The 26,394-nt window shown below is 37.7% G+C and carries 21 protein-coding genes; 10 read left to right on the top strand and 11 right to left on the bottom strand.

From position 1 onward, the window contains the following. Positions 1-137 precede the first annotated feature (137 nt). The 4 genes from alaS to EG339_RS13320 all read left to right on the top strand — a co-directional run bounded on the left by alaS (position 138) and on the right by EG339_RS13320 (position 7,108). On the top strand, positions 138-2,741 hold the full coding sequence (gene alaS / locus EG339_RS13335) for an alanine--tRNA ligase (protein WP_123870479.1): 2,604 nt from the start codon (positions 138-140) through the stop codon (positions 2,739-2,741). A gap of 215 nt (positions 2,742-2,956) precedes the next feature. Continuing rightward, a complete protein-coding gene (locus EG339_RS13330) occupies positions 2,957-5,353 on the top strand; it encodes a hypothetical protein (RefSeq protein WP_123870478.1) in 2,397 nt (798 codons plus the stop codon). 42 nt (positions 5,354-5,395) lie between these two features. Next, positions 5,396-5,632 (top strand): hypothetical protein, encoded by a 237-nt coding sequence (locus EG339_RS13325; RefSeq protein ID WP_066696191.1) that lies wholly within the window; start codon positions 5,396-5,398, stop codon positions 5,630-5,632. Between the two features lie 6 nt (positions 5,633-5,638). Next, on the top strand, positions 5,639-7,108 hold the full coding sequence (locus EG339_RS13320) for a M20/M25/M40 family metallo-hydrolase (RefSeq protein WP_123870477.1): 1,470 nt from the start codon (positions 5,639-5,641) through the stop codon (positions 7,106-7,108). Between the two features lie 144 nt (positions 7,109-7,252). On the opposite strand, the gene ilvA is transcribed toward EG339_RS13320, so the two are convergent. From ilvA to folP, 8 genes are all read right to left on the bottom strand, one after another. Further along, complete coding sequence (ilvA, locus tag EG339_RS13315; protein WP_123870476.1) at positions 7,253-8,515, bottom strand: threonine ammonia-lyase IlvA; 1,263 nt, start codon at positions 8,513-8,515, stop codon at positions 7,253-7,255. An 11-nt stretch (positions 8,516-8,526) separates the two neighbouring features. After that, on the bottom strand, positions 8,527-9,573 hold the full coding sequence (ilvC, locus tag EG339_RS13310; RefSeq protein WP_123870475.1) for a ketol-acid reductoisomerase: 1,047 nt from the start codon (positions 9,571-9,573) through the stop codon (positions 8,527-8,529). Between the two features lie 262 nt (positions 9,574-9,835). Continuing rightward, on the bottom strand, positions 9,836-10,117 hold the full coding sequence (locus EG339_RS13305) for an ACT domain-containing protein (protein ID WP_052480532.1): 282 nt from the start codon (positions 10,115-10,117) through the stop codon (positions 9,836-9,838). A gap of 11 nt (positions 10,118-10,128) precedes the next feature. Then, positions 10,129-11,853, bottom strand: coding sequence for a biosynthetic-type acetolactate synthase large subunit (gene ilvB, locus EG339_RS13300; protein ID WP_123870474.1), 1,725 nt, complete (start codon positions 11,851-11,853; stop codon positions 10,129-10,131). A gap of 11 nt (positions 11,854-11,864) precedes the next feature. Continuing rightward, entirely contained in the window at positions 11,865-13,541 is a 1,677-nt protein-coding gene (ilvD, locus tag EG339_RS13295) for a dihydroxy-acid dehydratase (RefSeq protein WP_185147647.1), read from the bottom strand. Further along, entirely contained in the window at positions 13,531-13,665 is a 135-nt protein-coding gene (locus tag EG339_RS24655) for a hypothetical protein (RefSeq protein WP_262706864.1), read from the bottom strand. The genes ilvD and EG339_RS24655 overlap by 11 nt, the downstream gene beginning before the upstream one ends. 55 nt (positions 13,666-13,720) lie before the next feature. Next, a complete protein-coding gene (ilvE, locus tag EG339_RS13290) occupies positions 13,721-14,593 on the bottom strand; it encodes a branched-chain-amino-acid transaminase (RefSeq protein ID WP_123870472.1) in 873 nt (290 codons plus the stop codon). A gap of 339 nt (positions 14,594-14,932) precedes the next feature. After that, positions 14,933-15,820 carry a dihydropteroate synthase gene (folP, locus tag EG339_RS13285; RefSeq protein ID WP_164466441.1) on the bottom strand — a complete coding sequence of 296 codons (888 nt, stop codon included), beginning with the start codon at positions 15,818-15,820 and terminating at the stop codon, positions 14,933-14,935. 226 nt (positions 15,821-16,046) lie between these two features. Here folP and EG339_RS13280 point away from each other — a divergent pair, with 226 nt between their 5' ends. From EG339_RS13280 to tpiA, 6 genes are all read left to right on the top strand, one after another. Next, entirely contained in the window at positions 16,047-16,613 is a 567-nt protein-coding gene (locus tag EG339_RS13280; RefSeq protein WP_123870471.1) for a DUF1599 domain-containing protein, read from the top strand. A 1-nt stretch (position 16,614) separates the two neighbouring features. Continuing rightward, the gene (locus tag EG339_RS13275) at positions 16,615-17,724 is read left to right on the top strand and encodes a BT_3928 family protein (protein ID WP_123870470.1); all 1,110 of its coding nucleotides are present in this window, start codon (positions 16,615-16,617) and stop codon (positions 17,722-17,724) included. A 14-nt stretch (positions 17,725-17,738) separates the two neighbouring features. Then, positions 17,739-18,419 carry a DUF6058 family natural product biosynthesis protein gene (locus EG339_RS13270; RefSeq protein ID WP_123870469.1) on the top strand — a complete coding sequence of 227 codons (681 nt, stop codon included), beginning with the start codon at positions 17,739-17,741 and terminating at the stop codon, positions 18,417-18,419. Between the two features lie 3 nt (positions 18,420-18,422). Continuing rightward, on the top strand, positions 18,423-18,770 hold the full coding sequence (locus EG339_RS13265) for a TerB family tellurite resistance protein (protein WP_123870468.1): 348 nt from the start codon (positions 18,423-18,425) through the stop codon (positions 18,768-18,770). A 24-nt stretch (positions 18,771-18,794) separates the two neighbouring features. Continuing rightward, positions 18,795-20,921 carry a S9 family peptidase gene (locus EG339_RS13260; protein WP_123870467.1) on the top strand — a complete coding sequence of 709 codons (2,127 nt, stop codon included), beginning with the start codon at positions 18,795-18,797 and terminating at the stop codon, positions 20,919-20,921. Between the two features lie 84 nt (positions 20,922-21,005). Further along, entirely contained in the window at positions 21,006-21,764 is a 759-nt protein-coding gene (gene tpiA, locus EG339_RS13255) for a triose-phosphate isomerase (protein ID WP_123870466.1), read from the top strand. Between the two features lie 192 nt (positions 21,765-21,956). On the opposite strand, the gene EG339_RS13250 is transcribed toward tpiA, so the two are convergent. The 3 genes from EG339_RS13250 to dnaG all read right to left on the bottom strand — a co-directional run bounded on the left by EG339_RS13250 (position 21,957) and on the right by dnaG (position 26,178). Beyond that, positions 21,957-23,225 (bottom strand): esterase-like activity of phytase family protein, encoded by a 1,269-nt coding sequence (locus EG339_RS13250; RefSeq protein WP_123870465.1) that lies wholly within the window; start codon positions 23,223-23,225, stop codon positions 21,957-21,959. 171 nt (positions 23,226-23,396) lie between these two features. After that, positions 23,397-24,080: an ATP-dependent Clp endopeptidase proteolytic subunit ClpP gene (gene clpP, locus EG339_RS13245; protein WP_066697282.1), complete on the bottom strand. Its 684-nt coding sequence runs from the start codon at positions 24,078-24,080 to the stop codon at positions 23,397-23,399. A 112-nt stretch (positions 24,081-24,192) separates the two neighbouring features. Next, entirely contained in the window at positions 24,193-26,178 is a 1,986-nt protein-coding gene (dnaG, locus tag EG339_RS13240) for a DNA primase (RefSeq protein ID WP_123870464.1), read from the bottom strand. Positions 26,179-26,394 lie beyond the last annotated feature (216 nt).

Genomic DNA, 26,394 nt, shown 5'->3' with positions numbered 1-26,394 from the left:
ATGGCTGTAAGAAACTATTATGTCTGACATTTGACAAATCAGTCTTGAAAATATCAAATAGTAGATATTAAATCGCCTAAAAATCTTAAATTTGCATCTTATCAAAATTTGATATTAAAAAAAGCAAAAGCAATACTATGACATCACAAGAGATACGTCAAAAATTTTTAGACTATTTTAAAAGTAAGGAACACCTTATCGTTCCTTCAGCTCCTATTGTGCTGAAAGACGACCCTACCCTTATGTTTTCCAACTCAGGAATGACACAGTTCAAGGATTTTTTCCTTGGCTACAAAACACCTACGGCCCCAAGAATAGCCGATACCCAAAAGTGTTTGAGAGTTTCAGGAAAACATAATGACCTGGATGATGTAGGTAGAGATACTTACCACCACACCATGTTTGAAATGTTGGGGAACTGGTCTTTCGGGGATTACTTCAAAAAGGAGGCTATTGCTTTTGCCTGGGAATTACTGACTGAAGTATACGGAATACCAAAGGAGAATTTATATGTAACGATTTTTGAAGGCGATGCTTCTGAAAACCTACAGAGAGACCAGGATGCTTATGATTTCTGGAAGTCTCACATTTCAGAAGACAGAATCATCAACGGAAATAAAAAGGATAACTTTTGGGAAATGGGTGAAAGCGGACCTTGCGGACCTTGCTCAGAGATCCATATCGACCTTAGAACGGCTGAAGAGAAAGCAGCAGTTCCGGGAATTTCATTAGTTAACCAAGACCATCCACAGGTAGTGGAAGTATGGAACCTGGTTTTCATGGAATTCAACAGAAAGGCTGATAAATCTCTGGAAAAGCTTCCAGCTCAGCACGTTGATACCGGAATGGGCTTTGAACGTCTTTGTATGGCGCTTCAGGGAAAATCTTCCAATTATGACACAGACGTTTTCACACCACTGATTTCTAAAGTTGAAGAACTTTCAGGAAAGAAATATACCGGAATTTTAGAGGACGAAAAAGATATTGCCATCCGTGTGGTAGTAGACCATATCAGAGCGGTTTCTTTTGCCATTGCAGACGGGCAGCTTCCATCTAACGGCGGTGCCGGATATGTGATCAGAAGAATTTTAAGAAGAGGGATTTCTTATTCTTACAGATTCTTAGGGATGAAAGAGCCCTTCCTTTATAAATTAGTTGCTGTATTACAGGAACAGATGGGACCTTTCTTCCCAGAAATTGAAAAGCAGGGTAAACTGGTTGCTGAGGTTATCAAAAGTGAAGAAGATTCATTCTTAAAAACTATTGAGAATGGTCTGATCAGAGTTGAAAAGCTGATTCAGCAGACAATTGCCGATAACCTGAAAGTATTGCCAAGTGAGGAGGTCTTTGAATTGTATGACACTTACGGTTTCCCTGATGATTTAACAAGAATTATTGCTGAGGAAAAAGGATTAACCATTGATGAAAAAGGATTTGAAGCTGAAATGGAGAAGCAAAAGCTCCGTTCCAAAGCAGATTCTGCCCAGAAGGTTTATGACTGGGTTGTTTTAGAAGAAAAACCTGAATCATTCGTTGGTTATGACCAGATTGAATCTGAAACCTATATTACAAGATACAGAAAGGTTGAAAATAAAGACGGGGAATTTTACCAGGTGGTATTAAGCAGCTCTCCATTCTACCCTGAAGGTGGTGGACAGGTTGGAGATAAAGGTGTTCTTGAAAATGCTGCTGAAAGCTTCGAAGTATTGGAAACTAAAAAGGAAAATGGTCTTATCATTTCTTTAATTAATGGACTTCCAAAAGATGCCGGTGCTGTTTTCTATGCTAAAGTAAATGCCACTGACAGAAAGAACTCTCAGGCAAACCACTCTGTAACTCACCTTTTACATGAGGCATTAAGAGATGTTCTGGGAACTCACGTAGAACAAAAAGGTTCTTACGTAGGTCCTGATTATCTGCGTTTCGACTTCTCTCATTTTAATAAAATGACTGAAGAAGAAATTGCTTTAATTGAAGAAAAAGTGAACAAGAAGATCAAAGAAAGCATTGCACTGCAGGAATTCAGAAGCATCCCAATCAAAGAAGCTTTGGAAAAAGGGGCAATGGCTTTATTTGGCGAGAAATATGGTGACAATGTAAGAATGATCCAGTTCGGAAGTTCTAAGGAACTTTGCGGGGGAACACACGTAAAAAACACCAGTGAGATCGGTCATTTCAAAATTACTTCCGAAGGTTCTGCAGCTGCAGGAATCAGAAGAATTGAAGCAATTTCAGGAGACAAATCTGAAGAATACTTCAAGAATCTTGAAAAACAGATCATTGAGCTTTCCCAATTGCTGAAATCTAAAGATGTTGTAAGATCCATCGAGAAATTAATTGAGGAAAATACTTCATTAAAATCTGAAGTAGACGCTCTTAAAAAAGAAAAAGCAAAAGGAGAAATCAGTGACTGGAAAAATGCTTACGAACAGAAAGGCAACAAACAGTTATTAGTGAAAAAGACCTCTTTAGACGCTGGTTCTGTTAAAGATATTGTATTCCAGCTGAAGAGAGAGATCCCAACTTCGGTAACGATCATTCTTTCTGATGCAGATGGAAAGCCAATGATTACTGTGGGGGTTTCTGATGATCTGGCTGCAGAGTATCAGGCTGGAGCTATTGTAAAAGATCTGGCTAAAGAAATCCAGGGCGGTGGCGGCGGAAATCCTGGTTTTGCTACTGCTGGTGGTAAAAACCTTGACGGATTGGAAAATGCTTATCAAAAGGCTCTGAATATTTAAAAAGTATTCTAATAGATCAAAACTCCTGAACAGAATCTGTTCAGGAGTTTTTTATTGCGAAAATCAGGAACTGCAGAAAGATCATCTGTCTGCAAAATATAAACCTGATCTTTTTAAGAAACATTCATACTTATCTTAGATTAAATCAATATTATACTGTGTTAAAAACTTTTCTACCACAATAAATATTATTAATTTTGGCGTAGTTTTTTTACATGAAAAGGGGTTTACAGTTATTTTTTTTTCTGATATGCTTTTTGGGGTATTCACAGCTTAAAATTAAAGTTGTTGATGCCGCCAGCCAAAAGCCTGTCTCCAAAGCTAAAATTTTTTGTGGCAGTACAATTTTTGGTTATACCAACACGCAGGGAATTCTGGAATTTAAAGCAGAGTGCAAAAATATAGAGGTTGAAGCAGATTCCTATCAAAAGGAAACTACAACTGTAGAAAGCAGTATGGAAGTTTTCCTGATAAAAAAACCTTTAAAAACCACCAATATTGAGACGGTAATCATTGAAGACAAAAGTGATCCGAGAGCTTTGGAGATCCTTAAAAAAGTGAATAAACTCTTCAATGAAAACTCTCCTAAAAGCTTAGGTTCCTACGCTTATAAATCTTACGAAAAAATTTCCCTTGATATTGATGAGGACAGCCTTACCCAGTTCAATCAGTATTTTAATGACCTGAATTTCTTCAAGAAAAAGAGAGAGAAAGACTCTTTGAATAACATCAGTGCCAGAAAGATATTTGCTAAAAGTAAACTCTTCCTCTGGGAAAGGGCCCAGGAATTTTTATATTCCAAAAAGTATGGTGAAAAGATCAATATCCTGGATAACAGGATTTCAGGTCTGAAACAGCCGGTTTACGAAATGATCGCTCTTCAGCAAAGTAACAGGGATATTGTTCCCGAGCAGGTAAAGCCTGAAAACAGAGGTCTTTACAGGTATTTCCTATCTGATACTATAGAACTTGACGGAAGAAAAAACTTCGTGATCCGTTTCCGTGAGGTAAACTATAAGAACCCTGATAAAAAAAGAAAGTATACTGGAGCCATCTATATTGATACTGAGACCTACGGAATTAAAAAAATTGAGAATTTCAGTAAAAATAAAAACGACGGGATCATTACCAGTACATGGATCTTTTATAACAACAAATGGTTCCTAGCTCATGAAACCACCAAACTTAAAATGGGGAAAATGGCTATGGATGACAAGGAACACGCTGATAAAAAGGATAAAAGGAGTTTTGGGACCTATGCCTTCCTTACTTCCAAATATTTTGATTTCAAGTCTCCTATTGAAGAAAGACCTAAAGATTTTAAAGGGTATACTTTTGACGTAAAAAGTATTGACGGACATTCTTTGGATCAGTACAGAACAGAACCTCTTACTGAAAGGGAACAGAATACCTATAAGACGATTGACAGCCTTGGTAAAAAATATAAAATCGACAGCAAAGCACAGATCATTTCAGGGCTGCTTAACGGGCAGATCAGAGTAGGTATTGTGGATTTTGCTGTGGATGAAATTGTCAACTATAACTCGTATGAAGGTTTCAGACTGGGATTAAAGGCGAAAATTAATGAAAATTTTAATCCTTATTTCTCTCCTGATTATTATTTTGCTTATGGAGTAAAAGACAGAAGATGGAAATACGGAATGGGAATAGATATTAAAACAACTTTAGAAAAGAACTCATTCTTCAGATTTGATTTTTATGATGATGTAACGGCTTCAGGAGAATTTTACAGAAGGTTATGGAATTTCAAAATGAGAATGATGAATTTCGGAAATAACCTGAACAATGATAAGTATTTCCACTTCAAAGGAGCTTCATTATCTTATTTAAATGATGTTACCAACGGCCTTACCCTTGCCCTCGCTGTAAGAAGAAATATTGAGGAAGCTCAGTTTGATTACCAGTTCAGAGACGGTGGTTCTTCCTTCAAGAACTTCAACACTTTATTTACGTTAAAATACTCACCGAATTCAACCAATATTATGACCCCACAGGGAAAATCCCTGATTGATCAGAAATATCCGGAACTGTATTTCAACTATGAACAGAGTTATAAAATGGCAGGCGGAAGTTTCAATTACTCCCGTTTTGATGCCCTTTTTGTTCATAATTTTAAAACCCCGATCGGAACAACAGGTTTCAGATTATATGGAGGTGTTGTTTTAGGAGAAGCTCCGATATGGAAGAATTTTACAATGAACGGGCTTGCCTCTCCGGGTAAAGACTTCAACTTTAACCTTACATCCTTCCTTGGTTTTGCTACTTTGGAAGGGGGGAAATATTACAACGATAAATTTGTTGCCTATTATTTCACCCATAAACTGCCTTTATATTTTAAAAGTTTCGGACACAATGTTTCCAGCTTTGATTTTGTACTGCGCGGAACCATTGGAGATATGAAACATCCTGAATACCACCAGTTCAGGTTTAAAAAACTGGACCACCTGTATCAGGAAGTAGGTTTGGAGTGGAATAACTTCCTTTCCAGCTATTTCAACCTGGGATTATTTTACAGAGTGGGATATTATGCGACTCCGCACTTTAAGCAGAATTTCGCTATTCAGTTTAAGCTAAAGTTCCTTGAATTTTAATAGCTTATCGTTAGTTAAAACATATATTATACCTATAAGAATATGCAAAGAATAGAAATAAAAGCGGAAGGCTTTTTTGAATTATTGAAATTAAAAGATACTTCCATGTGGGCTATTTTCTCACAAATGATTGACGGAAATGAAAAAGAAATCATATTTTTAGATAACGAAGATAAAATCCTTTTCAACTATATTTTACCGGCAGATGCAGAAAAACTGGAAGAAGACCGGAAAGAGTTCTCCAAACAGTTTGCTGATAAGCTTGGCAGCCTAAATTAAAAGCTAATGAATAAGAATTATCTTTTTTCCTTACTGGGTCTTTTTTTGTTCAGTATCGGAAATGCTCAAAGCTATAAAAAACCTTTGGTATCGGCCATTAAAGAGGCTGATCTCAGAAAAGATATGTATGAATTGGCAGCAGACCAGTTCTGGGGCCGTGAAGCAGGAACCTTAGATGAGTTAAAAGTATCGATGTGGCTGGCAGATAAGGCCAAAGAAGCCGGGATGAAACCTGCAGGCGATAATGGTACTTTTTTCCAGTTTTTTGATATGTACAGGCATCAGACAACTCCACAAAGCAGTCTGAAAATCGGAGATACCTCCTTGAAATTATGGAAAGATTTCCTTGTTGCTGAACCTGTAAATGCTGCTATAGATGCAGAAATTGTATATGCTGGAAATACTGAACCTGAAGATCTAGCCCAACTGAACCTTAAAGGAAAAGTGCTGGCTGTAAATGCTTCTGACAAGAATATTGATAAGGAAATGACTCTTTTCGTAAGAAGATATCCCGGATTTGTCAGAACAAAATATTACAATAAAGCGAACGAACTGGGAGCAAAGGCAATCATTTTCATTACTGATGATATTTCTGAACAGAGCTGGGCGGAAGTACTTCCTCAAATGACAAGAGGAACTTATGGAGTGGAAGGATTAAGAGAAAAGATCACCAATAATATTCCTGTTCTCTGGATCAAAAGAGAGCATGCAGGCTGGGTAAAAAATAACCCTAAAGTTTCTCTAAACCTGATGACTGAAACCTATAAATATCCTTCAGTAAACATCATCGGGAAAATTGAGGGAACAGACCCTGTTCTTAAAAAAGAATACGTTTTACTGAGCGGACACCAGGATCACGATGGAATCAGACATCCTGTAAAGAATGACACCATCTACAACGGTGCTGATGATAATGCCAGTACATGTGTTGCAATGCTGGCTATGGCAAGAGCTTACAAAAAGCAACCAGGGAAAAGAAGCATTCTGTTTGTATTCCATGGTGCTGAAGAAAGAGGCTTGCTCGGTTCAAGATGGCATGCAGCTCACCCGGTAGTTCCTAAAGAGGATATTGTAGCAGTACTGAATGGTGATATGATTGGAAGAAATGACAACAATGAAGCCGCTTTATTAGGAGGAAATGCTCCGCACAAAAACTCCGAGGAACTTGTAAAAATGGCTGAAGATGCCAATAATGAAAGTACAAAGTTCAAGTATTTAAAAGATTGGGATTCCCCGAATCATGCTGAATATTTTTACTTCCGGAGCGACCACCTTCCGTATGCAAAAGCAGGTATTCCGGCAGTGTTCTTCACTAGTGTACTGCATGACCAATACCACACTCCACAGGATGAATCTGAAAACATCAATTACAAAAAGCTGTATAAAATGACAGAATGGATGTACAGAACATCATGGAAAGTAGCCAATGAAGCTGAACGTCCGAAAGTAATTTCGAATTTTACGCTTGAAAGATAAATGACCAACTCCGGCTCACATTCGTGAGCCGGAGTTTCTTTTCATCCTGCTATGAATAATTCGGATAATGGTATGCCCGAATTGACATTGGTCTTGTTGAATAAATACAAGGATTAATTACAATCATTATTTATTGCCTATTAACTAAATCAGCAGATTCATCAAAGACGGATCGTTGTTCAGATAGTTAACAAAAAAATCCTGCTTTTTCATATTCTCTATCAATGGGGTGAAATCTTCTTTTTGTTTCAGGGCAATTCCCACTACTGCAATTCCTTTTTCTTTTGAATTTTTCTGAGTGTATTCAAAAAAAGTAATATCGTCATTCGGTCCGAGTACATCCATCACAAAGGTTTTCAATGCTCCGGGCCGCTGTGGAAACCTTACCAGGAAATAATGTTTTAAGTTGGCATACAACAAAGCTTTCTCTTTGATCTCTTCCATTCTGGTAATATCATTATTGCTTCCACTGATGATACAAACTACATTTTTTCCTTCTATATGCTCTTTATATTTTTCTAAAGCAGCTACGGAAAGGGCTCCTGCCGGTTCCACCACAATAGCATCTTTATTATATAAGGAAAGAATGGTTTCACAAACAAGTCCCTCCTCTAGTGTCACTACATCATACAATGTATTTTTACACAGTTCAAACGTCAGATTTCCTACCTGCTGCACGGCAGCACCGTCTACAAATCGGCTGATCTTCTCAAGATGAACGGGTTTACCATTTTCCAGAGCCTTTTTCATGCTTGCTGCTGCTGAAGGTTCTACTCCAATAATTTTGGTTTGGGGAGATAATTCTTTAAAAACTGAACAGACACCTGCGGCCAGGCCGCCTCCGCCTATCGGTACAAAAAGATAATCGATGGGTTCGTCTGCCTGCTCAAGAATCTCCAATGCCGTTGTTGCCTGTCCTTCAATAATTGCAGGATCATCAAAAGGATGAATGAAGGTGCCGTTATTTTCGTTACAAAACCTCATCGCAGCATCTTTTGCTTCATCAAAGGTATCTCCAAACAAAACAATATCAATGTAATCCCCGCCAAACATCCTAACCTGTTCCAGCTTTTGTCCCGGCGTAGGTAAAGGCATAAAAATGGTTCCTTTCACCTTCATTGTATTGCATGCAAATGCAACTCCCTGAGCATGATTCCCTGCGCTCGCACAAACAATTCCTCTGGAAATGTCTTCTTTTGGCATGGTTGACATTTTGTTATAAGCTCCACGAATTTTATAAGATCTTACCCTTTGCAGGTCTTCTCTTTTAAAAAGTACCTTTGCATTATAAACTCCCGACAAATTGTTGTTAACAGCCAATGGTGTTCTGACGCACACATTTTTAAGTCTTTCCGCAGCGTTGTAAACAGTATCCAATACGGACAAATAGGTTTCTCCCGTCTTCATTTTTCTTTTTGTTAATTATTCTCCGGTCTCAGGCTTCTTACAGTTTTCCCTGCCTTCCACATTTCACTTTCTCTCAACTCTGTTAATTCTGCTTCCAGCTTTTCTCTGTAATCAGGCTTACTGTTACTGTCAATGGATCTTTGAGCCTCATTTCCTTTGGCAACATTATCATACAGTTCCTCAAATAAAGGAGAAGTAGCATCCCTGAAACGCTTCCACCAGTCTAAAGCTCCTCTTTGTGCAGTGGTACTGCAGTTCGCATACATCCAGTCCATTCCGTTTTCTGCTACCAGAGGCATTAATGATTGGGTAAGTTCTTCCACCGTTTCGTTGAATGCTTCTGACGGACTGTGCCCATTCTTTCTCAATACATCATATTGTGCAGCGAATATTCCCTGTACGGCACCCATTAATGTTCCTCTTTCTCCGGCAAGATCGCTGTATACTTCTTTTTTAAAGTCTGTTTCAAACAAATATCCGCTTCCTATGGCAATTCCCAGAGCTGTTACTCTTTCTCTTGCTTTCCCTGTTGCATCCTGATAAACGGCAAAACTGCTGTTTAACCCCCTGTTTTGAAGAAACATCCTTCTCAATGAAGTTCCAGATCCCTTCGGAGCTACAAGAAAAACATCTACATCAGCCGGAGGAACAATTCCTGTACGTTCATTAAAGGTAATTCCAAAACCGTGAGAGAAATACAATGCTTTTCCGGGAGTTAGATGCTGTTTTACTTTTGGCCAATATTCTATTTGTGCAGCATCACTCAGAAGATAACAGATAATAGTTCCCTTTTCCAGAGCTTCTTCTATTTCGAATAAAGTTTCTCCCGGTACAAATCCATCTGCTACAGCCTTATCCCAGGATTTAGAATTCTTTCTCTGCCCCACAATAACATTAATTCCATTGTCCTTCTGGTTCAGCGCCTGCCCCGGTCCCTGTACTCCGTAGCCAATTACAGCCACTACTTCATCCTTTAATACTTCCTGCGCTTTTTTTAATGGGAATTCTTCTCTTGTTACTACGTTTTCTTCTACTCCTCCGAAATTTAATTTTGCCATTTTCTATAATTTTATTTTGTTATTTATACTATTGATTAATAAAAACTTACATGCGTTATCAAATAAATATGTAAGTCAAAAAGAATTTTATTTTAACACTTAAGCCCACTTTAGTAAGTTTAAATAAGGCTGTATATAAAGTTCACATAAGATGAAAATCAGGGATTTTCGAAAAACTGAAGTATACCTAATATACATCAGGCCTGTGACTTAAAACACCTTAAGCCTTATTTCAGTCTTTCACTTAGCTGATTTATTGTACTTAGCTGGCGTACTCTATTGCTGTGAGATATGGATTCTTATGATAATGAACCTCTAAGACATCTACCTGTTTTTCCATCTGCCGGGTAATCTTCTGAACAGATTCTTCCGTTTCTCTGATGGTAATGACAAACTTTTTTATATTTTCTGTTTCAGACGGCCCCATATTAAAATGGGTTATAGAAATTCTCCGTCTTGAAAAAATAGCATTGATTCTGCTCATCAATCCCAAACAATCCTCTGTATAGGCTGTTATGGTATATTCTTTATTTTCTGTTCTCATTTTTGTTGATTTTATGATTTATGATTCAATACAATTTCTGAAACACTTTTCCCTTGGGGGATCATAGGAAATACATTATGCTTTTTTCCTGTCATCACCTCCAGCAGGAATGCTCCTTTATGAGTAAGCATTTCCTCAAGGGCTTCCTTCAAATCTTCTCTCTGACTAACTTTTTTTCCCGGAATATGATATCCGCTTGCCACCTGTACAAACTCCGGGCTTTGAATGTCCACAGAAGAATATCTTTCTTCATGAAAAAGTTCCTGCCACTGCCTTACCATTCCCAGATAGCTGTTATTCAGGATTAAAATTTTAACCTCGGGATGATACTGCATCACTGTTCCCAGCTCTTGAATGTTCATCTGAGCTCCTCCATCTCCCATTACTGCAATAACAGGCAGATTACGTTCTCCATAAGCCGCTCCTATTGCAGCGGGGAGGCAGAAGCCCATTGTTCCCAATCCGCCACTGGTAATATTGGTCCGAGAATGCCTAAAGTTAGAATACCTGCAGGTTACCATCTGATGTTGTCCAACATCCGTCACAATCACAGCTTCTCCTTTTGTCATTTCATTAAGACATCTGATAACCTCTCCCATTGTGATCTCTTCTTCATCCGGAAACAGTTCATCATTAATAAGGTTGATACTTTCTACTTCAAGGCAATCTTTAAACCTTTGACGCCATTCCAGATGTTCTCTTTTCTGAATTAATCCGGTAAGAATCGGTAAGGTTTCTTTACAGTTTCCAAGAACCGGAACATCTGCTTTTACATTTTTATTGATTTCAGATCGGTCAATATCAAAATGAATAATCTTTGCCTGTTTCGCATATTGATCCAACCTTCCGGTCACACGGTCATCAAATCGCATTCCTACAGCCATCAGTACATCACATTGATTAGTGAGAATATTAGGCCCATAATTTCCGTGCATTCCTACCATTCCTACAGCCTGTGGATGATCTGTAGGGAGAACTCCCATTCCCAAAACAGTCCATGCTACCGGAATTCCTGATTTTTCAGCCAATTCCAGAAATTCTTTCTCTGCTTTACCAAGCATAATTCCCTGCCCGGCAATAATGAACGGCCGTTCTGCCTTGTTAATAAGCTCTGCAGCCTGTTCGATACTTTCCAGTGATGGAACAGGATCCGGTTTGTAGCTTCTTAAAGAATGACAAGGGAAATATCCTTTGTATGTAACTTTCTGCAGCTGGGCATTTTTTGTAATATCAACGAGAACAGGCCCAGGACGCCCTGACTTTGCAATATAAAATGCTTTAGCAAGAACTTCAGGAAGCTCATTGGCATCTGTAACCTGATAATTCCATTTGGTAACGGGACTTGTGATATTCATAACATCTATTTCCTGAAAAGCGTCTGTTCCTAAAAGATGGTCAAATACCTGCCCGGTAATGCAAACTAATGGGGTATTATCCAGTAAAGCGTCTGCTAATCCTGTCACCAGATTAGTGGCTCCCGGACCACTTGTAGCCATAACCACTCCTACTTTCCCGGAAACCCTGGCCAATCCCTGCGCAGCATGTACAGCTGCCTGCTCATGGCGGACAAGGATATGTTCCAGCTGATTTTTGTAATCATAAAGGGCATCATAAATGGGAATGATAGCACCACCGGGATAGCCAAAAACCGTTTTCACACCTTCCTTAAGAAAAGCTTCAAGGATAATGCGGCTTCCGCTCAGTTCTGTAGCTGTTGATTGATTTAAATTCTTCATAATGTCTGATTTTAAATTTCATCCGTTACACAGCCTTCAGCGGCGGATGATACAGTTAATGCATATTTATAAAGCAATCCTTTCTTCACTTTTAAAGCAGGTTTTTGCCAGCCTTGCTTTCTTTTTTCAATCTCATCGTCTGAAACTTTGAGCTGTATAGTATTGTTTACAGCATCAATTTCAATCAGGTCATTATCTTCTACAAAGGCGATCAGTCCGCCTTCATGAGCTTCGGGGGTAATGTGCCCCACTACAAACCCATGGGTTCCCCCACTGAATCTGCCATCTGTAATTAAGGCAACACTGCTTCCCAATCCTGCACCAATTAGGGCGCTCGTAGGTTTCAGCATTTCCGGCATTCCGGGAGCTCCTTTTGGTCCCTCATTACGGATCACAATTACATCTCCATGCTGTACGGTTCCATCTTCAATTCCCTTGATGAGATTTTTTTCGCCGTCAAATACACGGGCTTTTCCTACAAACCGTTCTCCTTCTTTACCGGTTATCTTGGCAACACTTCCTTTTTCTGCAAGGTTTCCGTACAGGATTCTCAAATGTCCCGTAGGTTTTACCGGATTTGATAATGGCTTTATGATCTTCTGGGTATTGAAATCCAATGATGGAACATTTTCTAAATTTTCAGCTAATGTTTTTCCGGTTACCGTTAAACAGTCTCCGTGTAATAATCCCTGCTCCAACAGGTATTTCATTACAGCAGGTGTACCGCCATGTTCATGTAAATCCTGCATCAGATATTTCCCGCTTGGTTTAAGATCTGCCAGAACAGGGGTGCAATCGCTCATTTTTTGAAAATCATCCTGAGTAAGAGATACTCCAACGCTTTTGGCCATTGCTATAAAATGAAGAACTGCATTGGTGCTTCCTCCTAATACAACAATCAAACGGAGTGCATTTTCAAATGCTTCTCTTGTCATGATATCTGAAGGTTTAATATCTTTTTCAAGGAGGATCTTCATGTATTTTCCTGCTTCAAGACATTCATTTTGTTTTTCTTTGCTTAATGCAGGATTGGATGAGGAATACGGAAGGCTCATTCCTAATGCTTCAATTGCAGATGCCATTGTGTTTGCAGTATACATTCCTCCACAGGCACCAGCTCCGGGACAGGAATTTTTGACTACTCCATCAAAATCCTCTTCTGAAATCTCTCCTGCGATTTTCTTACCCAAAGCTTCGAAAGCAGAAACAATATTCAAAGTTTCTCCCTTGTAACATCCGGGGGCAATGGTTCCGCCATACACCATCAAAGAAGGCCTGTTCAGTCTCCCCATGGCGATGATGGTTCCCGGCATATTTTTATCACAACCGGGTAAAGCAATGAGTCCGTCATAATACTGGGCTCCACAAATGGCTTCAATACTGTCTGCAATCACGTCCCGGCTTACCAGTGAATAGCGCATCCCATCCGTTCCGTTGCTCATTCCGTCACTTACTCCAATGGTATTAAAGATCAGCCCTGCCAATCCATGCTGCCATGTTCCTTCTTTAACAACTTTGGCAAGATCGTTGAGGTGCATGTTACAGGTATTTCCATCGTATCCCATACTTGCAATTCCGATCTGTGCCTTGTGCATATCTTCTTCTGTAAAACCAATCCCGTACAGCATTGCCTTTGCGGCCGGCTGTTCACTGTTTTGCGTGAATGTTTTTGAATATTTATTTAACATATTTTCCTGCATTTGCTGTTCTTCCAGTCTTTTTAAATGATTGTTTTTTTATTGAATTTTTGTTCAAAACTACAGTTTGTAATATTTTTCCAATGTTCAGTTTTTCTGAAACTACAATATCCAATTGTTTAAAAACAGATTATAAAACATTGATAATCAAATATTTAAATTTTAAAAATTTACAATGACAGAACTCTCACTAATTTTAAATAAGCCTTTTGTACTTTTTCACTTGCTGTATCTTCCCATTGCTTTGTGAAAGGAACATCGTCCAAGGAATCCAGTGCAACGATTTCAGCGGCCGTCCCACAGAAAAAAGCTGCATCTGCGCCTCTCATTTCCTCAGGTTTGAAAAAGGTTTCTTTAACCGGGATATTCAGTTCACTGCATATTTCAAAAACAGTCTGGCGGGTAATTCCGGGAAGAATGCTTCCTTTTGCAGGGGTAAATAATGTTCCGTCTTTTTCGTAAAACACATTGGCTCCTGAACTTTCTGCCACATATCCGTTTTCATCCAGCACCAAGGCCTCATCATACCCTTTATCTTTTGCCTCCTGACAAGCCAGAATAGAGTTCACATAATGTCCGCCCACTTTGGCTTCTACTTTGAAGGCTTTCGGGTTGGGACGCTGAAATCCTGAGGTCATGATCTTCATTTTATCTGCCAGATACCCGTTATTCCATTCCCAGGCTAAGAGGGATAAATAAGATTCTTTACCTTTTGAAAGAGACATATTGGGAGAACAGGTTACCAAAGGGCGGATATAAGCATCTGTAAAACCGTTCCGTTCCAATAACTCATAAGTAAGCTCTGTAAGCTGATCTACTGAATATCCGAAAGGAATATGCATCAGCTCTGCAGATCTTTTCAATCTTTCATAATGTTCTTTAGCTTTAAAAATCCTCGTTCCATGGGCTGTGCTGTAAGATTTGATTCCTTCAAAAACTGAATATCCGTAGTGAAGGGATTGCCCGTAAAGGTTGGTTCCTGCGTCTTTAGCTTTCATGAAGTTTCCATCAAAATAGATGACCGTGTCGTCGTTGTAATACATGTTATAATGGGTTAAAATTTAAGAAATGGGAATAAAAAAGCCCTCTCACAGTGTGAGAGGGCTCAATATATGTACAGTCATACATCTTCCGTCTCACACACGTAAGGGAATAATAATGACGATAATAATTACTGCGAATAACTGATACATAATTGTACTCTAAAAAATTAAAACAAAAAAGCCGCTTCAAAATGAAACGGCTTATATAATTTAAATAAAAATCTATTTTAAAATGCCGTTTCCTGACTGTTGTAAATGACAACAGCTGCAATAGAAATGACAATAATATTTTTCTGATTCGTAAAATTCATACTGCAAATGTATAAACTTTTTAAAAACCTACAAGTTTTTTTTAACATTTTTTATTTTTTGTGTAAAAAGGTTCAGGGTTTCCTTTGCTTCAGCCACATCATGAACCCTCAAAATTTTAGCTCCCTGTTCCAGAACTTTCATATGTAATTTCTGTGTTTCTTCATTGATATCAAGCGGGGATTTCCCCAGCGGTTTATAGATAAATGACTTCCTTGAGATCCCTATCAGCAAAGGAAATTTTCCAAAACCGAGATATTCAACCTCATTGATCATCTTCATCTGATCTTCCACTGTTTTTCCAAAGCCAAAACCAGGGTCCAGAATGATATCTTTTATCCCCCTTTGGAGCAGTTCATTGGTCTTTTTAGAAAAATACCGGTTCACCTGCAGAGTAATATCTTCAAACTTAATCTTATCATGCATGGTTTCATAGGATGGATTCACATGCATTAAAATGTATGGCAGTCCGGTTTCTGCTGCTGTATCAAACATTTTTTCATCATATTGTCCTCCTGAAATGTCATTTATCATATCTATTCCTTCGTTGAATCCGAATCTTACGGTTTCTGCATAGAAAGTATCCAGAGAAATCAATGCTTCTGGAAATTCTTTCTTGACCTTAGAAATGATATTTCCAATTCTTTTGATCTCTTCTTCACTGCTTAAAAATTCAGCATTGGGACGGGTAGACTGCGGACCGATATCAAGAATTTCCGCTCCCTCTTTCAGCAGTTTTTCAGCATGTGCCAATGCCAGTTTTTCATCATTAAATTTTCCGCCATCTGAAAAAGAATCCGGGGTAAGATTGAGAATTCCCATGATTTTTGGAGTATCCAGCTGTACCAGCCTGCCGTTGCAGTTGATGGAATAGGTTTGAGAGTTTGAGAGTTTGAGAGTTTGAGAATTTGAGTGCATAGGAGTTTATCAGTAATAAATGATGAGTAATGAGTAAATTACATACTGCAAAATTAGTGATTTATACCTTGAATTAAATGACTACAGGTAAAACAATCATCCTTTTCCTTCTCTAATAGACTTCTACTATAGAACTCTCCTACTCTACAAGATACGAACATGATTCAAGTCAAACTCATTTCATAAACAAAACCGAATTCGTATATTTGGAAGATTAAGAAATTTTATGTCAAAAACATCAGTACAGTTCGAGAAAGTTATCAGTCAGTGCCGTGATCTTTTCAGTAAAAAGTTACAGGATTACGGGCCTGCGTGGAGGGTTTTAAGGCCAAGTTCCATTACGGATCAGATTTATATCAAAGTTAACAGAATCCGTACGCTGCAAATGACTGATGTAAAAATGGTGGATGAAAGTGAGGAAGATGAATTTATCGCAATTGTCAACTATTCTATCATTGGGCTTATTCAGCTTGAAAAAGGGCTTTCCAATGATTTTAATGAAAATAAGGAAGAAATTTTAAGTCTGTATGACAAATATTCCCATGAAGCACAGTCTTTAATGGAAAGAAAAAACCATGATTATGGGGAAGCATGGAGAGACATGAGAATTTCTTCGATTACAGATTTAATCTATCAGAAAGTATTAAGAACCAAGCAGATTGAGGATAATCAGGGAAAGACCATTGTATCTGAAGGACTTGATGCCAACTATTTCGATATGCTGAATTATGCTGTTTTCTGCCTGATTAAATTCTCTGAACAAAAGACTCAATTCGAACCCAAAACTATTTAATATGATCAAAGGTTTATTACGCTTTATTATCGCGGTTATTTTTATCCTTTCAGGTTTTGTAAAAGCTGTGGATCTCGTAGGATTCTCCTTTAAAATGGAGGAATATTTTTCACCTGCTGTTTTCAATATGCCGTTTTTTGAAAAATTTGCCCTGCTGTTTTCAATTATTGTTGTTGTGCTGGAACTTTTCTTAGGATTTATGCTGCTGCTGAAAATGAAGCTTAAATTTACCTTATCAGCTTTAATTGCGCTTTGTGTGTTCTTTGGTTTCCTTACCTTCTATTCCGCCTATTTTAATGTGGTTACAGATTGCGGATGCTTCGGAGATGCTATTAAATTTACACCCTGGCAGAGTTTCTTTAAAGATGTGGCTCTTCTTGCAGGCCTTATTCTTCTGTTTGTCCTTTACAGAAAAGATTTCCGTAAAACGGATGAGTACGGCAGTAGCAGAAAAGAATCTACAGGAAAATTCAAATACATTCTTTTTGCTGTGTTTTCTTTGGGAATGATCTACATTATGGCACAGGGAATTATGCATGAACCGATCATCGATTTCCGTGATTACAAAATCGGGACAGACATTAAAGGAGAGAAAGACAAAATAAATAAAAACCCATCAGAATATAAGACTTTTTATTCCTTAAAAAATCAAAAGACCGGTGAAGTTTTAAAGGTAAATCAGGACGATTACATCAAGGAGACAAAATATTGGGCAGAGGGTTCTCCCTGGAAAATTGAAGAAGGAAAAAATGAATCTGTACTTGTAAAAGAAGGATATAAATCTGAGATTGTAAAATTCAAGATTGAAGATCCTACAGGAATGGAACTTACAGAGGAAATCATCAAAGCACCAAAAGCTATTTTAGTATTCTCTTACCATCCGAAAGAGGTTTCTGCTGATCTTCTTCAAAAAGTAGAAGCAAAAGTAAATGCTCAGAAAGGAGCGCTTATCTACGGGGTTTCAACAGACCAGAATACTTTTAAAACTATCAAAAATGCTATGATGGATGGTACTGCCATTAAAACTATTGCAAGAAGTAATCCTTTTGTACTAATTCTTCAAAACGGAAAAATCGTAGACAAGCAGCCTGCAAAGGACTATATCAACTAATTACTTCAACACTAATGGACCAAAATTTCAATTATATTAATGAACATTATATTACAGAAGATGAATTATGTAATATAACAAATATCAACAAGGATGAATTGGCTGTACTTATTCAAAATCAATTAGTTCCGCAGCACTCTTATACGGTTTCCCGGACTATTAGAATAACTTCACCTCTTAACGATGAATTTGAAAATGAGATTACAGAGAAATATTTCAGTAAAAACTGTATTTCATTGATTAAAAAGAATAAAGATTTAAAAGATATTCATCAATACAAGGAAGAGTTTAAAGGAAATTTCATCCAACATCTGATCAACCATCCTCATAAAAACTTTGCTTATGATGGTATGCTCAAAACCTCTTTTCCGGAACAGGAAAAACTAGATGAAATATTTGAAAGTGAATGGGCCGCCTATTGTAACGGGATATATGGGATTTGTACATTGCATTCTACGGAAGAGGAAATTGTAAAAAAGGAAATTGCAGTAAAAAAACTGATTCATTTCAACACCCAACTATCTGATAAAAAACTTACCGATGATGAATCAGAAGAACTGATAAAGCTGAGTGAAGAGTTTAACGAAGTAGCTCAAAAATTCGCTCCTTATCAAAGAAAATCAAGCAGCAGAGGAAAATATCTTGATAAAATTTTAGAAGAAAATAACTTAGACTATCTAGTAAAAAAATATTAAAACATGCAAAAATCAAATAAATCTATCGCCGGTTACCACTTATTAATGATCCTTTCTTCTGTAGACGGAGAGTTTGCTCCTGAAGAAGGAATGCTGGTACAGCAATATCTGGCAGATGAATTTCCGTTCAGAATGAATCTTGACAATGAACTTGAGACACTGGCTCTTTTACAGCCTGAAGAATGGAAAGACCACTTTGAATTCCATGCAAGATGCTTCCATGAGGATTCTACAGAGGATGAGCGCGTAAAATTTGTTCAGTTTGCCAAGTCTCTCATTAAAGCAGACAATAAGGTAACTGAAGAAGAGCACACCTTCTATGTTCTGCTGAAAAACTTATGGGGATTGTAATTCTCATTGAAATAAAAAACTATCATGAAAAAAATTTATCTAGGATTATTAGTAATGAGTGCATCCACATTTCAATCTCAGAAATTTCCGGATTTGAAAGCTCCTGTTGCAGAAAAGCAGGAACACATCAGAGAAATCCATGGTGATAAGGTTAATGATCCTTATTACTGGATGATCGATTATTTTAAAAAAGGAAAAGACTCTACCAAAGTTGTTGATTATTTAAAGGCTGAAAACACCTATTGGGAAAACATGATGAAAGATACAGAACCTTTCAGAGAAAAGCTTTTCCAGGAAATGAAGGCCAGAATTAAGGAAAAAGACGAGTCTGTTCCGGTTTTTAAAAACGGATATTATTATTACACCCGTACAGAAACAGGAAAACAATATTTTAAATACTGTAGGAAAAAAGGCAGTCTTACTGCTCCTGAAGAGATTCTTCTGGATGTAGATAAACAGGCTGAAGGTCATTCCTACTATTCTGCTTCAGGTTTCAGTATCAGCCCGGATAATACGAAAATGATTTATGGTGTGGATGATGTATCCCGAAGACAGTATAAATTATTTTTAAAGGATCTGTCTACAGGAAAAACCATTGATCTCGGTATTAAAAATACAACCGGAACAGCCACATGGGCGAATGATAACAAAACGATATTTTATACTTCAAAAAACCCGGAAACTCTTTTAACGGAAAAGATTTTCAGACATACTTTGGGAACTGATTCTTCAAAGGATGCTCTTGTATATGAGGAAAAAGATAAAACCAACTATATTGGTGTAGGAAAATCCAAGAATGAGAAATTCATTATGATTTATTCCCAGGCTACCACTTCTTCTGAAACAAGATATCTAGATGCTAATGACCCTAACGGAACATTTAAAGTTTTTCAGCCTAGAATAAAAGATGTCCTATATGATGTTACTCCACTTGAGGATAAATTTTTAATCACCACTAATAAGGATGCTCTTAATTTTAAAATTGTAGAAACTCCTTTAAACAAGACAGATGTTGAGAACTGGAAAGATTTTATTCCACACAGAAAAGATGTTCTGATGGAAGGAATTACTGAATTTAAGAATTATCTGGTATTCAGCGAAAGACAAAACGGGCTTTCTCAATTGGTAATCTATGACAGAAAAACCGGTAAAAAAGATTTTCTGAAATTTGATGAAGCGGCTTACACTGTTTATCCATCAGGAAATCCCGAATATAATACCGATAACTTCCGTTTCGGATATACTTCTATGATTACGCCAAGCTCTCAATATGAGCAGGACCTGAAAACAGGAAAAAGAATCCTTCTGAAACAACAGGAAGTTTTAGGTGGTTATAATAAAGAAAACTATATTACCGAAAGGCTTTTTGCTACAGCCAAGGATGGAACGAAGATTCCGATTTCCATAGTTTATAAAAAGGGATTTAAAAAAGATGGAAGCAATCCGTTATTACTGTATGCTTACGGCTCGTACGGCAACTCTATGGATGCTACATTCAGCAGCACAAGACTGAGTCTTCTGGACAGAGGCTTTGCCTATGCTATTGCTCACATCCGCGGCGGCCAGGAAATGGGAAGACAGTGGTATGAAGACGGGAAAATGATGAAAAAGAAAAATACATTTACCGATTTTATTGATTCCGGAGAATATCTGGTGAAAGAAAAATATACATCGCCAAAGCACTTATATGCCCAGGGTGGAAGTGCCGGAGGTTTATTGATGGGAGCCGTTGTTAATATGAGTCCTAATCTTTGGAATGGTGTTATTTCACAGGTCCCTTTTGTAGATGTTGTCAATACTATGCTTGATGCCAGTATTCCTTTAACAACCAACGAATATGACGAATGGGGTAATCCTAGCAATAAGGAGGCTTATTTCTACATGAAATCTTACTCTCCTTACGAAAATATCGAAAAGAAAAATTATCCGAATCTTCTGGTAACTACCGGTTTACACGATTCTCAGGTTCAGTATTTTGAACCTGCCAAATGGGTAGCCAAACTGAGAGATATGAAAACAGATAAGAACGTTTTGTTATTAAAAACAGACATGGATTATGGCCATGGCGGAGCTTCCGGAAGATTTGATTATCTGAAGGATCTTGCTTTGGTGTATGCTTTCATGTTTAAATTAGAAGGAATTAACAAATAATAAAAACTCTCGCAGGTTTTGCAGATAACGCAGATTTAAAATGCGGGATTAATTAAAAAGTAAAATAAAATCAATATAAATCTTATGAGAAGAAAAATAGTTGCAGGCAACTGGAAAATGAACAAAAATGTAATTGATGCACAACAATTAATGATTCAGTTACTAAGCTATAAAAACAATAATGCTACCAACTGTGAAGTTTGGATTGCTCCACCATCTTTATACTTAATGATGGCTAAAGACATTTTTGAAAAGGATGAAATTGGAGTATTCTCTCAGGATATGAGTGAGCATGAAAGCGGTGCGTATACAGGAGAAATTTCTGCTGATATGCTGGAATCTATTGATGCAACAGGTTCTTTAATCGGGCATTCTGAAAGAAGACAGTACCATGGAGAAACAGATTCTCACTGTAACAGAAAAGTAAAATTAGCTCTTGATAAAGGTCTAATTCCTGTTTATTGTAATGGAGAAACCCTTGAACAAAGAAAGGCCGGACAACACCTTGAAGTAGTGAAAAACCAGACTGAAGTAGCTCTTTTCACGCTTTCTGCTGAAGAAATCAAAAAGGTAGTAATCGCTTACGAACCGGTTTGGGCTATCGGAACAGGAGAAACGGCAACTCCGGAGCAGGCTCAGGAAATTCACGCACATATCAGAAATATCATTGCTGCTAAATATGGCCAGGAAGTTGCTGATGAGGTTTCTATCCTTTACGGAGGTTCAGTAAAACCGGATAATGCGAAGGAAATTTTCTCTCAGCCTGATATTGACGGTGGTCTTATTGGCGGTGCTGCTTTAAAATTAGAGGATTTCTCTAAAATTATTGAAGCATTCAATTAATTGAGAAGAATATAGAAAATAAAACCCTTGGAGTAATCTTCAAGGGTTTTATTATAGTTTTTTTGGGCTAAAGCGACTGGAATTTATATCTATTTTACAAACGGGCTAAAGCCCATTTCCATTGAATTATTCAATGTCTGTACATAAAAAACGGCGGAATAAATTCCGCCGTTTTCCGTTAAAAAAATCTAATTATTGAATATCGACTACGTACATAGTTCCTTTGTCAACCTTCCCTGTTTTAGGAAGGATTTTAGCTTTAGGGTTTCCGTTACCATCATCTACTACTCCAAAATCATCATCATTGAAAACAGCCAGTTTATTATTTCCTAAATAAACAATCCCCTCAAATTTATCATGTTCATATCCTATTTTAGCAACCAGGTCAACCGCTAATTTTTTAGAAACAGGCTTAATTCCTGCATTAGCAAGTTCATCCCAGCTGCACTGTTCAAGGGCTTTTTCGTTCACCTTCATTCCGTCTACGGCTGCAAGGTCAGTTCCCGTTACATCCGTTGCATCATTTAAACTGATCCTATATACCTTTTTAATTCCGCCCTGTGTTCCGAAGTTACCGTCTCTTTCAATCACCAGGAATTCATTATTACTTAATGCTGTAATGTCACAAACAGAGTCGGAAGCTCCGCCATCCTGTTTATAAAGATATTGTTTGGTTTTTCCGGTGGTGATATCGAAAGTTACTATTCTTGTTAAAGTTTTATTTGTTGCCAAGGCTTTTGATGGGACAAACATCATTGACTGCATTGTTCCTACCAATGTCTTTCCGTCCGGAGTTATACAAAGACCTTCCATTCCTCTGTTGGCTCTTCTTTTCGCTAACACAGCAGGTAACTTTCTATTTCCTGTATTTACTCCAATCGGGCTTATTCTTTCCAGCTCCACTCCCTCGGCACTGTAATGAACTATGTGTGGGCCGTATTCATCAGAAACCCAGAAAGTACCATCGGGTGCTGCCACAATACTTTCACTGTCTAACCCATATTTATCATTCCCAAGTTCATTTCCTGCAGCATCATAAGCCACCTCACCTGTACTTCCCAGTCCTGCAGGATTGGGAAGCCCCGTAATAGGTTGTCCGGATGGGTTTTTAAGTTTAATATATTTAATCACTTCCACCTTTCCTTCTGCATTAATTTTAAAATGCATAATGGTAGGAGTAAAATTAGGGATTAAGAATTTCTTTCCACTTTTATAATCAGTATTCGGGCCACGGTCTGTGATAACATAAAACTCTCCTTTTCTTGTTGGATGTGCTGCCGCTCCGGAACCGAATCCGCCATTAATTACCTCTGCTCCGTTTACTGTTGCCAGCGTTGTAAAAGGAAACTCCTGAGGAAATTTAGAGTAATTAATATCCTGGTTATTTATAGTGTTGTCATCATCTTTACTGCATGACCATACTACAGATATCATCAAAATAGATAATAGTAATCTTTTCATATAAACTTTTATGGCGCGAAAGTATAAATTGATTATAAACTGATCTTGAATGCAATGATAATTGTATTTTAACAATAACCCCTGAAAGTGAATGCAATAATAATGAACATTGGTGGCCAACAAAAAAACGCATCCAAGTTGGATGCGTTTTTCAATATGATGTACAATCAATTATTTTTTCTCTGCTCTCTGAAGAACTTCATCTACCATTCCGTAACTCTTAGCTTCTTCAGAAGTCATCCAGTAATCTCTGTCAGAAGATTTCTCTACCCACTCATAAGTTTGTCCTGAATGGTGAGCAATGATGTCATAAAGCTCCTGCTTTAATTTCAGCATCTCTCTTAAGTTGATCTCCATATCAGAAGCTACTCCCTGAGCACCACCTGAAGGCTGGTGAATCATCACTCTTGAGTGCTTCAGCGCAGAACGTTTTCCTTTTTCTCCTGCCACCAATAATACAGCTCCCATTGAAGCGGCCATACCAGTACAGATTGTTGCTACATCAGGCTTAATGATCTGCATTGTGTCATAAATACCTAAACCGGCATATACACTACCACCAGGAGAGTTGATATAGATCTGAATATCTTTAGACGGATCTGCACTTTCTAAGAATAAAAGCTGAGCAGTAACAATATTCGCTACCTGATCGTCAATTCCTGTTCCAAGGAAGATAATTCTGTCCATCATCAGACGGGAGAAAACGTCCATCTGAGCAACGTTTAATCTTCTTTCTTCCATGATGTACGGAGTTAAATTCGTTGGGCCATACATTCCCATATACTGATCGGTAACCAAACCGTTATTTCCTAAATGTTTTACAGAGAAATCTCTGAATTCCTTTTTAATGTCCATATTTATATTATGTATTATTTTAAAAATATTTTCAAAGTTTAAATTACAATATTTATTCCTAAAATTTTATAGGACTTTTTGTCACAGAATACTGAATCCTTTTGTCTTTACATTATCTTTTCCTATCCACATAGATGCCCTTGATGGGCGAATACTCAATGATATTACTTAATCTGATGGAAGCCTGCTTCAACAGGGTTATCTTTTTAATCAGTTCATAATACTTTGCTTCATCAGTGGTACTATATTGATCCAGTTCTTTTGCTGTTTCCTTAATCAGATAATCAATATATCTGTATTTATGTAGCAAGATATCTCCTTTGATCTGGTCTGCCACTTTATCTCCATAATTGGGCGGATAAATATTTCTGGAAGCCCAGTTTTCCAGTTCATCCAAAGGAATCAGTGCATCCACTACCTTTGTGGTTATTTCTTCATCCATAAAAGATACAAAAAAGTTTCCACTTCTCAATTCATCTTTCTGAATTCCTTCTTTCACCTGGTTGATGATAATCTCATTTTCTTTGACTAAAAATGTATACTGTTCCTCTTCAAAGTGATGAAGGATTTCTTCAATGACCGTGATCTGATATTCTTCATTATTCTCATCTCTTCTTTTCAGTACAACATCTCCAAACATCAGCATATGATCTACCAGCTTATTTTCCATAAACAGTACATCAAACAGAAAAGGATCTTCCTTTTCCTTATCCAGAGGAACAATCTCCAGCTTGGGAGCAGCTTTTTCCTTCTGTTGCTGCTGAACATGATGAGTCTGGTTCTGCGTAATCTGTTTCTGGACATCCAGCTCGTTGAAAAGACTCTGTTCAGAAAGTCCGAATTTATTGGATACCTCCTTCAGGTATACTTCCCTTTTCAGCGCGTTCTGTACAAAGGACACCGATTTTACAATATCACGGATGGCCTCTGCTTTTTTAATAGGATCATTTCCTACATCCCTCAACAGAATTTCCGCTTTAAAGTCGATGAAATCCATCGCTTCATTCTCAATATACTTTTCTACATATTCCTGCGGATGTTTTCTGGCAAAAGAATCCGGGTCATCACCATCAGGAAAAAGCAGAACACGAATGTTCATTCCTTCCGTCAAAAGCATATCAATGCTTCGGAAACTGGCTTTTATACCTGCATTATCACCATCGAAGAGAATTGTTACATTTTCCGTAAGCCTCTTAATCAGCTTGATCTGCTCAGTGGTAAGTGAAGTTCCGGAACTTGCCACAACATTTTCAATACCGGACATGTGGAGTGAGATCACATCCATATACCCTTCCACCAAAAGACAGCCATTCTTTCTTGAAATAGCCTGCTTACTTTGGTTTAATCCGTAAAGAACATTGGATTTATGGTAGATCTCCGTTTCCGGTGAGTTGAGATATTTTGCTGTTTTTGCATTATTCTTAAGAATTCTGGCACCGAAACCTAAAACCCTTCCGGAAAAGCTATGGATTGGGAAAATTACCCTTTCACGGAATCGGTCAACTCCAGCTGGCGTGTTTTCCGGGAAAATAGATAGTCCTGATTTTTCAAGAATCTCTTTAGAATATCCTTTTTCTAAAGCATATGCTGTAAACGCATTCTTTTGCTCAGGAGAATATCCAAGCTGGAATTTCTTAATAATGTCATCTCTAAGCTCTCTTTCTTTAAAGTAGGATAATCCTATGCTTCTACCTTCTTCATTATCCCAAAGGACTTCCTGAAAATAGGTATTGGCCACTTCATGAATTTTATACAGCAGATCTTTTTCCGTCTGGGCATGTTTGGCTTCTTCGGAAATTTCACGCTGATCTTCTTCAATTTCAATTCCGTATTTCTTGGCAGCATGACGCAGGGCTTCGGGATAGGTAAAGTTCTCAATTTCCATCAGGAAAGAGATGGCAGTTCCTCCTTTTCCGGTGGAGAAATCTTTCCAGATCTGCTTGCTGGCAGACACCACAAAACTGGGAGTCTTCTCATCGTGAAACGGGCTGAGTCCTTTATAATTAGACCCCGCTCTTTTCAACTGAACGTACTCTCCCACTATCTCTTCTACCCGTATCGTTGAGAAAATTTTGTCTATTGTCTGCTTAGAAATCATGCTGCAAAATTAAGTATTTTATCCAAGTTGGAAAATTTGAGGAAAGAGTTGTATTGTAATTCTTATGAGTAAAAATAATAAAATTACATTCCCACCAGCGTTAAATTATTAAGAAAAACAGAATCTAATTAAGTCAAGACTCATCAAGATGAATAAGAAATACCGCTTCATCAATAGCTTTAGTTATATTCTTAACTCTTCTTATCCCCTGAAAAG

It is taken from the genome of Chryseobacterium bernardetii (assembly GCF_003815975.1).
Taxonomy (GTDB): Bacteria; Bacteroidota; Bacteroidia; order Flavobacteriales; family Weeksellaceae; genus Chryseobacterium; species Chryseobacterium bernardetii.
The sequence above is the reverse complement of the archived record's forward strand: the minus strand, read 5'-3'. Positions and strand labels throughout refer to the sequence as shown.